Raw genomic sequence first — 12,372 nt, forward strand, 5'->3', positions numbered from 1 at the left:
TCGTCATCAGCCGGCGGGAACCGCAACCTTTTCGGCGACGCCGCCGAAAACGTCGGCAAGATTCACGCCCAAAAGGGTGACCGCACCGATGATGGCAAGTGAAATAAGGGCAGCGAGCAGCCCATATTCGATTGCTGTTACGCCCTTTTCATTACGTATGGAAACCAGGCCAGCTATCATCCGAGCAAAGCCATTCATGCTAACCTCCTCTGGGAAAGATAAATCCCAAAGGAGGAAGTTAGTGTCGAAATTTCGAAAAGATTTGACAATTGTCATTGAGAGGTCGGTTTATTCAAATAATGCTGCGTCCTGCTTCCAGAACTAAGTATTTTTACTTACGATCGAATCGGCGGCAAATAGGGAGCCAATCATTAGCTTTCGTGTATTTCAGGTTGTCCTAATCTCCATAATGGCGGCAATGTCATTGCTTTGGACGCCTGCGCTTGATGCGCGTGAGCGGCCCGGCTCGTCCCAATCTGTGGACGATGAGACCTCCATCCGACTTGCCAGCGCATTCAGGGCGGCCGGGGATTACCGCTCGGCGATTCAAGTCTATCGTCGGCTTCTGTCCCAAAAGGCGTCGTCTCCCGACCTGAGGCTCGAACTCGGCGAGACATTGATCGATGCGGGTCTCATCGACGACGCCATCGGCGTATTTCTGGCCGTTTCCGCGGAGTTTCCCGACAATGGTCAGGCGCAACTCGGGCTCGCGCGCGCGAATCTCATGCTGAATTCGCCGCCGGAGGCGCTCAAATATGTCGAGAAAGCGGCTGCCCTGGATCAGAGCAACCAGCGGATCCTGATCGTCCGTGGCGTCATATTGGATCGTTTGGGGCGCCATTCGGAAGCGCAGGCCAGCTACCGCGCGGCGCTCTCCCTGGAGCCGCGCAGTGTCGCGGCCCGGAACGACCTGGCGTTATCGCTGGCGCTCTCCGGTCAATATAAGGAGGCGATTGACATCCTGACGCCGATCGCGCGGTCGGCCGACGCGACGGCCGGCGACCGTCAGAATCTGGCCTTCGTGCTTGGACTGAGCGGCGATGTCAAAGGCGCGCTCGCGCTCAGCCGCGTCGATCTGGACGAAGCGGCGGCGCAGGCGAACTCCAGGTTCTTCGCCTTTGTCGGCCCCAAAGGCAGGTAATCGCGGTGCCTGACGGCAGCGCCGCCGGCCGGAGCGCTCATGGGCAGGGCGGTGTGGGCCGGCGTGGTAATGTCGCTGTGACTGTCGCGATCCTGCTCGCCGTCATCATCGGCATGGCCTCGCTCGGGATCGAAGTGACCTATGTTCTTCTGAAGCATCGGCAGATGCAGGCCGCCGTCGACGCCGCGGCGGTGGCTTCGGCGGCTGCCCTCGCGGGTGGCTATTCCTCGGCCATGCTCGCCGAGGCCGGTGCGGTAGCCAGCGACAGCGGGTTCACGCCGGGAGCCGCCGGCGTCACGCTCATCGTGAACCATCCGCCTGCCTCGGGTTCGCGCATGGGCGATGCGGACGCGGTCGAAGTGGTTCTGGCGCAGCCGCAGACACTCGTGCTGGGACGGACCTTCTGGCCGCAGGCGTTCGACGTCCGAGTGAGATCGGTCGCGCTGATCGGCAACCCCGGCGGATATTGCGCGCTCCAGCTCCGCAGCACCGTGACCGTTGGCGTCAGGATGGACAATGGTGCGACAGCCGATCTGGCGACCTGCGGCCTGGCGGTCAATTCCACGCGCTCGGCGGCACTGACGATGGCCGGCGGCGCAAAGCTGACCACGACAACGGTTTCCGTCGTGGGCGGCGCCTCGATCAGCAATGGCGCGAAGCTTGATCCGCCTTCGGCTCTGAAGACCGGGCAAGCCGCCATCGCCGATCCTTATGCCGCAGTGGCGGCGCCGTCGTTCTCGGGCTGCGCTATGGGCACGAGCAAGAGTTATGGAAACGGCAACTGGACGCTGTCTCCCGGCGTCTATTGCAACGGGATCTCGTTCAACAACGCCGCCAATGCCACAATGAAACCGGGCGTCTACATTATCGATCGAGGCACCTTCGACGTTGGGGGCGGCGCCAATCTGGCCGGAGCAGGCGTCACGATCTTCCTGACCAGCTCCACGGGCAGTAACTATGCCAAGGCCAACATCGGCAACGGCGCAAAGATCACCCTGAGCGCGCCCACCAGCGGGGCGACGGCGGGGCTGCTGTTCTTTGGCGACCGGCGAGCGCCGGCCAGCAACATGAACATGTTCGTGGGAGGGGCGGCGGTCAATGTCACCGGGGCGCTCTATTTTCCTTCAAGCGGCCTGACGTTCGAGAACGGCGCGGGCAATGCGTCGACTTGCACGCAACTGGTGGCTGGCACCATCAGGCTGAGCGGTGGCTCGAAGCTGCGGAGCAACTGCCCAGGCGGCGTAAAGCCGATCGGGGCGGCGACATCCATGTTGGTGGAGTAGCTCAATATGTCGTCGCGCGGCAGGTTGCTCGATCCGTTCCGCTCCACAGGCGGGGTCGCCGCGATCGAATTCGCCATCATCTCGCCGGTCCTGCTCGCGCTGATCGTGTCGGTGATCGAACTGGGTCTGGCGACCCGGGACTCCCTACGGGCCCAGGCGGCGGCAGCGGCAGGGGCTTATTATTCCGTGCAGAACGGCTTCGATGCGACCGGGATCGCCGCCGCCGTCGTCAATGGCACGGGCGCGCCGGGGCTGAGCGCGAGCCCGGCGCCGACACTATTCTGTGGTTGCCCATCGGCGGGCGGGATTGGGCCGGCGACCTGCGACGCGACCTGCGATGACGGGGCGCCGGCGCGGAAATATGTTCGGGTGAGCGCCTCGATCACGCGCACATCCGTGCTTGATGCCGATCTCGGCCTGCCGACCGTCATCACCCGACAGTCGATCATGCGGCTGCCCTGAATGACTTGCGGGATCAGCCGGCGCCGGATGCGCGTCTGTGTCGATACGCCTCGCAATCGGGGCACCGTGGCCCTCGAATATGCGATCCTCTTGCCCGTCTTGCTGCTGATGATCCTCGGAGCCCTGGATGTCTCCCGAATGATTTGGCTGCAAGTGACACTTGAACGCGCGGTCGAGGCCGCGGCGCGCTGCGCGGCCATCAACGAACTCACCTGTGGTTCGGCTGCTCAGACCCAGGACTTCGCCGCCTCGCAGATATTCGGGACGACGATCGACGCGGCGGCCTTCGTCTCGGCTTCCGCGAGTTGCGGCATAAGCGTGACGGGAACCGTCCCGTTCACCTTCATCATTCCCTGGGTGCAGACGCGAAAAATCACGTTGAGCGCAGTCGCTTGCTACCCGGTCCCATGAGGACGCCGGGACTCGACAGCGCCGGAGGAGGCTTTCTCGCAGCTGAGGGGTAGGGAGGTCTCCCGGAACACACTTGACCGTGGACATGGATAGGAGAGTCTTATGAAGATTGCCATGATCGGCACCGGTTATGTTGGCCTGGTGACCGGCGCCGGCTTCTCGGAATTCGGCCATTCCGTCGTTTGCGTCGACAAGGACGCGAACAAGATCGCCATGTTGATTGACGGCATCATGCCGATCTTCGAACCGGGCCTGAACTCGATCGTCGCGGCCAACACCAAGGCGGGGAGGCTTTCGTTCACGGCAGATCTGAACGCAGCCGTACCGGGCGCCGACGCCATATTCATCGCGGTCGGGACACCGAGCCGCCGGGACGATGGCCATGCCGATCTTACCGATGTTCTCGACACCGCCGCGGAAATCGCCCGTGCGCTGACGGGATATACGGTCATCGTTACCAAATCGACGGTGCCCGTCGGGACAAGCCGCAAGATCGAGGAGATCATCCGGTCCATCCGGCCCGAGCTGGAGTTCGACGTCGTGTCCAATCCGGAATTTCTGCGAGAAGGGTCAGCCATCGGGGACTTTCGTCACCCCGACCGCGTGGTGGTGGGATGCGACAGCGAGCGGGCGCGTGAGGTGCTGCGCGAGATTTATCGGCCCCACCACCATGTCACCGAAACGCCGGTCATCTTCACGACACGAGAGACATCCGAGCTGATCAAATATGCTTCCAATGCCTTTCTCGCGACCAAGATCACGTTCATCAACGAGATGGCGGACATCTGCGAGAAAGTCGGCGGCGATGTGAAGGACGTCGCCCGAGGCATGGGCCTCGATCGACGCATCGGGCGGGACTTCCTGAATGCGGGCCCCGGATATGGGGGGTCGTGCTTTCCGAAGGACACGCTCGCGCTGCTCAAGACCTCCCAGGACGTTGGCGCACCTTCGCACATCGTCGAAACCGTCGTGGCCATCAATGCGGCGCGCAAGATCGCTATGGCGAAACGGATCGAAGCGGACTTCGGCGGCGTGAACGGCAAGACCGTCGCCGTGCTCGGCCTGACGTTCAAGCCCGACACCGATGACATGCGCGATGCGCCCAGTCTCGTGATCGTCCCCTATCTCCAGTCCAGAGGCGCGCGCATCCAGGCTTATGATCCGCGCGGCGGCAAGGAAGCGCACGAACGCCTGAATCTGGACATCTGCAAGACGGCGGAGGAGGCGCTCAGCGATGCCGATGGCGTGGTCATCCTGACGGAATGGAAAGAGTTTCAGGCGTTCGACCTGACGATAATGAAAAGGCTGCTGATGCGCCCTCTGGTGGTGGATCTGAGAAACATCTACTCGCCCGAGCAAATGGCTGCCGCAGGGTTTGCATATTTCAGTATTGGGCGTCCCTCCCGATGAAATTCCGCTGCGGATGTGCGTCAAGGCTCATGCCTGCAATCGTGGCTCGGGTTGGTGGCCCTTTACCATATGCCAACCTTTCGACCGGATCGTGGCGCGGGGCGACCGGACGCGCATTTGCGTTCCGATGTGGTCCTTCATTGTTGGAGAGAAGAATGCCCTGCGAAAACACATCTGAGTTCAGGAAAGGACTTATTTATAAAGGGCTATCTTGGCTCGTAAGCGCGTTGGCAGTGATGCCAGGCACTGCAGTTGCATCGTCTTCCGCCAGCGTGGCGCTGGTCGCGGGCCATGCCGGTGACCAGGAAGCGGCGAGCGGGAAATCGAACATCAAACAGGCTGGCTCCTCGACGGCGACGGTACAAGCGATCCGCTCGTTCATGGCGCAATCATATCTCGGCAGGGCGCCATATATTTGCACCCCGAGCGGATTTGGAACCAAGGCTCAATGCTTCCTTCGGGCAAGTGTCGATCCGCGCGCGTCGAAGGATTCCCGCTTCTAAAGCCGGTCTCCGATTTCATTCAACCGGGAAATCGCGCCGATCGTCACAATTCTTCTCGTGCCTTCATGAGAGACCGCGCTTGTTCTCAGGGCATGTTTCGCGACGGATAGATGGTTTCCCTGGCAGCAACGACGCGCCAATTCGGGCGTCCCAGGCCGTGCGGCCAGGGCCAGACGTCCTTGTCGTTGAAGTAAACGACTTCCTTGAGGTTCGGGTACTGGGAATGCCTTGAGGTGACGTCCTCGACCCACTTTGCGAGATAGTCTCGATTGCCCTCGTAGCCGAGCTCGGCGATCCAGATCGGCTTGCCGTATCGCGACGCCAGCTCATAGCCCTCCTTCACGGATTCGACGAAGGTGCGCGGCCTTCCAAACTCAAGCCTGTCGAACTTTTCGAGGCCGAAGACCGTCAGGCCGACGACGTCCACATATTGGCTGCCGGGATAGTAATGGACGAGATTCTTCTGCCCCCTCGGCGACCACATGATAGTGGCCCTAGGCACCATCTCGCGGATGATGCCGACCATGCGTTTGAACGCGGCGATGTAATCGCTCGGCCGCCAGTTCGACCATGCGAAGCGAGCATATGAGCTTTCCATTTCCTGCGCCCAGCGGATCGTCACCGGGCTCTTGAAGCTGGCGACCGCATTCAGGACAGCACGCATATTCTTGTCGCGCTGGCCCGAAAGGATCAGGCGGCGCAACTCGGGGCGGCTGACATTCCAGTCCTTCGCCCAGGACCAGGGCTCGATCGTGATCAGAATTTTTCTGCCACGGGCGAACGCATAGGAATCCGCCTGGGGCAGGCTGCCAAGCTCGACGTCTTCCCAAGGGAGGAAGAGATGCTCCGTCGCAACCCCTCTCTCGTCCGCGAAATCGCCCCAGGGATCATAGACTCCGAGCTTCGGTCCGTCCGGATGGACAATGGGCCGCTTGTCTTTCAGCAGGTCCCGGCCGGCGACCGGGTTTTGGGCAAGCGCGGGCTGTGCGCGCAAGGCGGGCAGGATGCAGCCCGCAGCCAGTGTGCTGCCAAGGATCGTGCGGCGGGAAAAACCGTGGGGCGGTTTATGCATGGCTATCGTCCTTCGTTCGAGCAGAAGTCCGCCAAACCAAATATCTTGGCCATTCCGGCACTTTTGTTTCGATCACCAAACCATCGATTTCGCGGTCCGACTTAATCTACACAAAATATTGGCGATCAGCCCAAGTTACGAAATGGTTGTGCCCGGCAAATCGATGACGAAAACGTCCCGAGGACGGCCGCTGATCGGATGGAGTTGCACCCCAGGGCGCTCCATCATCTTGGTAACATAGACCTGTGGCGCCGAGTCCGCAAGAACTTCGCCGAATAGGAGCCGCCTGTCCGCAAGATCGCCATTTACAGTCATGTCCGTGCCCGCTCATCATCTTCCGGTCTCTTTGCGCTCATCGTTGGACTCCGGCTCGCGTTGGGCGGCCGTCTTGGGTTTGTCCTGATGGGAAAGGCCGTGCCACCTCGGATGGAAGCGGATCACTCGCGCGCGGGGCTGGCCTGCTCCGGCCGGGGTGTAGAGCGTTTCGGTCAAGGTGAACGCCGTGATGCCGACGTTCATGGCGGCGATGCCCCCCAGGCCGTTCACCTGGGCCGCGCCGATCGTGCATGTCCCGATGGTGGCGAGGGACAGCATGCTGGCAGCGCCGGACCGGTTCAGCGAGATGATGGGACAATGATTTTCACGCGCATGAAGCGCGAGCACGGCCAGAATGAGGATGCCGTTGACCGTCGCCGACAGGATGCCGAAGAAATAGAAGCCGCTCGCCTCTCCCGCATCGTTCACGAGCCAGGCGGCGTCCGCGGACAGGATCGCGACAAGCGCATAGGGAGCGATCACCCGAAACGGGACCGGTTCGGCATGTTTCACGCCCTTGGGCGTGATCCGGAAGTCGACATGCGATCCTGTCGCGAGGTCCCACAGCGCGGTGAGGCTGCCGAGCAGGGACCATGGCCAGCGAAGCAACAGAAACGCCATGCCTTCCCAGCTCAGTATCTTGGCGTCCGGCGGCCGGAACAGGCCGGTCGACCGCCACCAGTAGGCGAGACCGAGCGTCGTCAGCGACAGTGGCGCAATGTGCATGAAATAGGCGATGTACGTCACGTTGACGAAGGGCGTTCGGGTGACGAGGGCGATGATCGGCATCAGAAACATGAGTGCGCCCATCGACGAGAACAGGGGATACCACAGCTCCGAAAACAGGAACTGGAAGCGCAGCCGCCACGGCAGCTTGCCAAGACATGCCGGCATGTTGCGAAGCAAGATCGTCACGAGGCTGCGGGACCACTGAAATTCCTGGATGATCAGATCGGTGAAGGTTTCCGGGCCCGCGCCATGCGCAATCGCATCGATCGCATGGACGCCTTTCCAGCCATGCGCATTCATCATCAGCGTCGTCGAGTGATCTTCCGCGAGCTCTGGCCCCAGGCCGCCAATGGATCGCAGTGCCGCCGTGCGCACGGTGTAGTGCGAACCGATGCACAGCGGTGCAAAGCCGGCATTATATCCGGTCTGCAGCGCGCCGTGCATGCTGGCCTCCAGATAGAGCCGTCCCCGTGCCGACCAGCTCTCCCTGGCATTTGAATCGCAGATGCTCGGTGCCGAGACATAGCCCACATCGGGATCGGCGAAGGGCGCCAAGGCGTGGCGCAGATAATCCGGCGAGGGAACATGGTCGGCGTCGAACTGCGACACGAAGTCGTAGCGGTCATATCCATATTGATCGTAGAAATAGGCGAGATTTCCCTCCTTGCATCGCGTGCGGCGCGGCCATTCCGGCCGATGATAGGATGGGATGCCTTTGCGGCTGGAGACCTGGACGCCATGCGCCCCGCACCAGGCGAGCGTTTCCGCATCCGGATCCTCGTCGGCCAGCCACGTGTCATGGACGAAGCCAGGTTGAACCAGCGCGCCCTCAAGCGTCTTCTTGACGATATGGAACGGTTCGGAAGGCGCCTTCGTCACGACCATTGCGACACGGGCCGCGGCGAACGGCGCCGCATGAGGGCTTGGTATTTTCGCGTTGTTGAAAAGGAAGATGAAATAGGCCGGCAGGAGCGTGACCCAGAGCAGTACGGCCGTTACCAGCCCATAGCGGATCGGCGTGTAGATATGCGCGGGGTCAAGCCACCATATCCAGAAATAGAGGAGTGTCGCGAGCCACAGCGAGAGGCCGGTGAGATTGAGAATCTTGCGGCGGCCCGTGAAGACGGGTTCGAGTGAGCCTGCTTCCGGCGGGTCCTCCGCCCGAGGCGTCCCTGCACCCCGGGGGGGGCAGGTTTCGCGCTCGGGTTCGTGGGAGCCTGGGGGAGCCTCGGGCTCACACATGCCGCACAACCTCCTTCCGCCAGCGCGCCCGGGAAACCACCATTGTCGGTCCGGTGATGGCCCGACACCGGCATTTTGGCGCCGTGAGCCCCTTTGTTGCTACAACATTGCGGTCCATCTGGTTCACATTGTCCGAGCGGCATCAGATCGGGGGCGTCGGCCGATCACGGAGATGAGACTTGCCGCCTCGTCAAGTTCATATGAAATCCGTCATGTGGAAATCGCTCGATTTGCTGCTTCCTCCTGTAGAGCGTTTCTATTCGTTCCAGAAATCTGCCCAATCGATCGATAATGAAATGGCCTGTTTTGACCGAAACATCAGGACATGACAAAGAATGGCACTTCCGAGGCGTAAGCAAAGTGTCTCGACTACGTATATTGCAACTCAGCGATCAAGATAATATACTAATAGATGCTATCACGCGAGTCTAACGAGCGGGGCAGACGAAATGCGAAGCTTTTTAACGCTTTCAGTGACGCTCTGCTCCTCCATGACCCTCATGGGTTCAGCATTGGCTCAATCTACCGGAGAGACGGTGAATCCGTCTTTGCCACCTGTCGCGGCGAAGACCGAGGCCGGAACCGTATCGACCTATGCTTGGGCAGGTACCTGGTTCAGCGATCATTATCTTGGCGGCTATTTAGGCGCGATGAAGTCGTTGAACGCGACAGGCGACCTTTGGACGGATGGCTTCGTCTTGCGCGGCGATGTTTCGGGCGGAAGCTACCGATATGACTCGACCGGGTTCGTCAATGTCCGGGTCGGCACGCTCGATTCCGATGTGATGCTGGGCTACCGCAAAAACGTCGGCAAGGGAGCGTTCAGCGCCTATGTCGGACCGTCCTACGCATTTCACCACAATCCCGACCCGGCCGCGGCCCTGCGCGGCGACGAGTTCGGGGCGAAGTTCCTGGCTGAATATTCCGGGTCGCTTGCCCAGAACCTCGAGGGTTCCCTGCAGGGCAGCTACAGGACGACCTTCTCCACTTACTCCTTGACCGGACGCCTCCTGTACCGCGTCTCGGATTCCGCCTGGATCGGTCCGCAGGCCACATTGTTTGGAAATGATTCCCCGTTTCGGGAGAGTACTTTTGGAGGGGTTCTGAAGATCAACACGAAATTCGGCGAGATCGGCGTCTCGGGCGGTTACCGGCACGTATACACATCCGGAAATTCGGACGGATATTTCGCGTCCGCTTATCTGGGAATCCCGTTCCCCTAGGACCGGCATCAATTGATGACTGGGGACATGTGACGGACGTCGTCCTGCACTCTGAGAGAGGGATGGGATGTAATGAGATTTCGGCACGGCCTGTCCAAACGCAGGATTTTGATCACTGGCGGAGCCGGATTCATTGGGTCCCATCTTTGTGATCGCATGGTCCAGGAGGGCCATGATGTGATCTGCATGGACAATTATTTCACCGGCGCCAAAAGCAATGTCGCCCATCTCCTGAGTTATCCGAATTTCGAAATTCTGCGCTTTGACGTGCGGGAGCCCATTCTTCTCGAAGTCGACGAGATCTATAATCTCGCCTGTCCCGCATCGCCGAGGCATTACCAGACCGAACCCGTTCGCACGGTCGAGACAAGCGTGATGGGCGCCGTCAATCTCCTGCGCCTCGCGCGCGAGACGGGGGCCGTCTTTCTGCAGGCCTCGACGAGCGAAGTGTATGGAGACGCCCAGGTTCAGCCCCAGGGCGAAACCTATTATGGTCATGTCAATCCCATTGGCCCGCGCTCCTGCTATGACGAGGGCAAGCGTTGTGCCGAAACCATCTGCTTCGATTATCGGCGCCAGTACGACGTCCAAGCGAAAGTGGTCAGGATCTTCAACACTTATGGTCCGCGGCTGGCGCCCGCCGACGGGCGGATCGTGTCGAACTTCATTCTGCAGGCGCTGCATAACAAGCCGATAACGATCTATGGTGACGGCTCGCAAACGCGCTCGCTCTGCTATGTGGATGATATGGTCGGCGGCCTCGCCGCCATGATGGATTCGCCCGATGACGTGGCTGGCCCCGTCAATCTCGGCAATCCCGACGAGCACACGGTCCGCGAACTCGCGGAGCTGATCGTCGCGCTGACCGAGTCGAAATCCAAGATCATTTTCGGCCCCCTGCCGGAGGATGATCCCCACAAGCGTCGGCCGGATATTTCGATTGCCGTCGAGAAGCTGGATTGGCGTCCGTCGATCGAGCTCGAGATCGGATTGTCACGCACGATTGGATATTTCCGGCGCCAGCTGACGTTCGATACGCCGTCCTGAAGGAGCATCCATGAGAACGCTTGTCACTGGCGGAGCAGGGTTCATCGGCTCCCATCTCGTCGACGCCCTGCTCGGCGAGGGCCATGAAGTCCGGGTTCTCGACTCCCTGGAGCCGCAGGTCCACGGGCCCTCACGGCAGGTGCCTGCCTATCTGAACCGCAGCGCCGAACTTGTCATCGGCGACATTCGCGATCGCGAGATAGTTGCCAAGGCCCTGGAGGGCGTCGAGGCCGTCTTCCACCATGCGGCGGCGGTTGGCGTGGGCCAGTCGATGTATGAGATGGAGCGCTACGTCTCGGCGAACAGTCTGGGTACCGCCATAGTGCTGGAGGAGATCGTTAAGCGCCGCGCCGACATCCGCAAGATCGTCGTCGCCTCGTCAATGTCGATCTACGGCGAAGGCGCCTATCGCGACGCAGACGGACAGACTCTCGCGCCGAAACACCGGCCCCTGGCGCAAATGGAAAGACACGCATGGGAAGTGGAGGATGCGCAGGGTCGGCCACTCACCGCCATCCCCACGCCCGAAAGCAAGCCCGCCGATCCGACGTCGATCTATGCGATCACCAAGCTTGACCATGAATATCTGTTTCTCGTCACGGGTGCGGCCTACAATATTCCGGCGGTCGCGCTGCGTTATTTTAACACTTATGGCCCGCGCCAGGCGCTCTCCAATCCCTATACCGGGCTGCTGGCGATCGTCTGTTCGCAACTCCTGAACCACAACCGTCCACTCATCTTCGAAGATGGTCTGCAGCGCCGCGACTTCGTCCATGTTTCGGACATCGCTCGCGCCAATATCCTTGCGCTGAAGAGCGACATCGCAAACGGAAGGGCCTATAATGTCGGCACCGGACAGGCCGCGACCGTTCTTGAAGTGATCAAGCTGATCTCGGACCAGCTGGGTGCCAGCGAGGCGCCCGAAATCGTCAATCGATATCGTGCCGGCGATATCCGCCATTGCTTCGCCGACATTTCCCGCATCAGCGCTGACCTCGGCTTCGCTCCGAAAATGTCCCTGGCGGACGGCATCGCCGATCTGATGCGATGGATTCGCTCGCAACACAGCACGGACAGCGTGCGTGTCGCCATCGAGGGCCTGAAAGAGCATGTCCTTATCCATTGATGGTCAAGGTGCGAGCGGCGATCTTTTCTCAATCGCGCGGCCGACTGCTCGGTGGCTTCGCTGACCTTTGTCGCCGGGCGCCTTTTTCCCCGAGGTAGATCGGACGCTTGGACTCGTGAAACTTTCAACAGTGTGATGGACCCATTCGCGAAGATGGTCGCACTGCGAGCGAACTCAGAATTCCCCTGACAGTTTAGGGCCGCAAGAAAGCGGCTTCCACTTGTCCGCTTGTCTGTATGCCGAGTCTGCCCCAGTTGAATTCGTGCTGCTGCCGCATCTGACCTGCTCCCCTGAAATGTCCTCGGATTGAGGTTAGCCTGTTCCTTGAAGAGGAGGACAGGCAGTGAAGCGATCGAGGTTCAGTGAAGAGCAGATCATCGGGATCTTGAAGGAGCACGCGGCCGGCCT

The 12,372-nt window shown here is 60.7% G+C and carries 12 protein-coding genes; 8 read left to right on the forward strand and 4 right to left on the reverse strand.

Going from position 1 to position 12,372, the window contains the following annotated elements; genetic code table 11:
- Nucleotides 1-6: 6 nt before the first annotated feature.
- The gene (locus tag KK488_RS19260) at nucleotides 7-198 is read right to left on the reverse strand and encodes a Flp family type IVb pilin (RefSeq protein WP_250890763.1); all 192 of its coding nucleotides are present in this window, start codon (nucleotides 196-198) and stop codon (nucleotides 7-9) included.
- Between the two features lie 280 nt (nucleotides 199-478).
- On the opposite strand from KK488_RS19260, the gene KK488_RS19265 reads away from it, so the two are divergent.
- From KK488_RS19265 to KK488_RS19285, 5 genes are all read left to right on the forward strand, one after another.
- Nucleotides 479-1,141 carry a tetratricopeptide repeat protein gene (locus KK488_RS19265; protein ID WP_214625337.1) on the forward strand — a complete coding sequence of 221 codons (663 nt, stop codon included), beginning with the start codon at nucleotides 479-481 and terminating at the stop codon, nucleotides 1,139-1,141.
- A gap of 77 nt (nucleotides 1,142-1,218) precedes the next feature.
- Nucleotides 1,219-2,424 (forward strand): pilus assembly protein TadG-related protein, encoded by a 1,206-nt coding sequence (locus KK488_RS19270; RefSeq protein WP_214625338.1) that lies wholly within the window; start codon nucleotides 1,219-1,221, stop codon nucleotides 2,422-2,424.
- Nucleotides 2,425-2,430: 6 nt separating this feature from the next.
- The gene (locus KK488_RS19275) at nucleotides 2,431-2,886 is read left to right on the forward strand and encodes a TadE/TadG family type IV pilus assembly protein (protein WP_214625339.1); all 456 of its coding nucleotides are present in this window, start codon (nucleotides 2,431-2,433) and stop codon (nucleotides 2,884-2,886) included.
- Between the two features lie 66 nt (nucleotides 2,887-2,952).
- Complete coding sequence (locus KK488_RS19280) at nucleotides 2,953-3,297, forward strand: TadE/TadG family type IV pilus assembly protein (protein WP_214625340.1); 345 nt, start codon at nucleotides 2,953-2,955, stop codon at nucleotides 3,295-3,297.
- 102 nt (nucleotides 3,298-3,399) lie between these two features.
- A complete protein-coding gene (locus tag KK488_RS19285) occupies nucleotides 3,400-4,707 on the forward strand; it encodes a UDP-glucose dehydrogenase family protein (protein ID WP_214625341.1) in 1,308 nt (435 codons plus the stop codon).
- Between the two features lie 196 nt (nucleotides 4,708-4,903).
- Here KK488_RS19285 and KK488_RS19290 read toward each other — a convergent pair whose 3' ends face one another.
- The 3 genes from KK488_RS19290 to KK488_RS19300 form a co-directional block, all read right to left on the reverse strand.
- Entirely contained in the window at nucleotides 4,904-5,089 is a 186-nt protein-coding gene (locus tag KK488_RS19290) for a hypothetical protein (RefSeq protein WP_214625342.1), read from the reverse strand.
- Nucleotides 5,090-5,295: 206 nt separating this feature from the next.
- Complete coding sequence (locus tag KK488_RS19295) at nucleotides 5,296-6,282, reverse strand: glycoside hydrolase family 26 protein (protein WP_214625343.1); 987 nt, start codon at nucleotides 6,280-6,282, stop codon at nucleotides 5,296-5,298.
- A gap of 330 nt (nucleotides 6,283-6,612) precedes the next feature.
- Entirely contained in the window at nucleotides 6,613-8,568 is a 1,956-nt protein-coding gene (locus KK488_RS19300; protein WP_214625344.1) for a glycosyltransferase family 2 protein, read from the reverse strand.
- A 491-nt stretch (nucleotides 8,569-9,059) separates the two neighbouring features.
- Here KK488_RS19300 and bcsS point away from each other — a divergent pair, with 491 nt between their 5' ends.
- From bcsS to KK488_RS19315, 3 genes are all read left to right on the forward strand, one after another.
- Nucleotides 9,060-9,791, forward strand: coding sequence for a cellulose biosynthesis protein BcsS (gene bcsS, locus KK488_RS19305; protein WP_214625345.1), 732 nt, complete (start codon nucleotides 9,060-9,062; stop codon nucleotides 9,789-9,791).
- Between the two features lie 72 nt (nucleotides 9,792-9,863).
- Complete coding sequence (locus KK488_RS19310) at nucleotides 9,864-10,838, forward strand: UDP-glucuronic acid decarboxylase family protein (RefSeq protein WP_214625346.1); 975 nt, start codon at nucleotides 9,864-9,866, stop codon at nucleotides 10,836-10,838.
- A gap of 10 nt (nucleotides 10,839-10,848) precedes the next feature.
- Nucleotides 10,849-11,964 (forward strand): NAD-dependent epimerase/dehydratase family protein, encoded by a 1,116-nt coding sequence (locus KK488_RS19315; protein ID WP_214625347.1) that lies wholly within the window; start codon nucleotides 10,849-10,851, stop codon nucleotides 11,962-11,964.
- The last annotated feature ends 408 nt before the right edge of the window (nucleotides 11,965-12,372 follow it).

Origin of the sequence: Sphingobium nicotianae (assembly GCF_018603885.1) — a bacterium.
Lineage (GTDB): Bacteria > Pseudomonadota > Alphaproteobacteria > Sphingomonadales > Sphingomonadaceae > Sphingobium > Sphingobium nicotianae.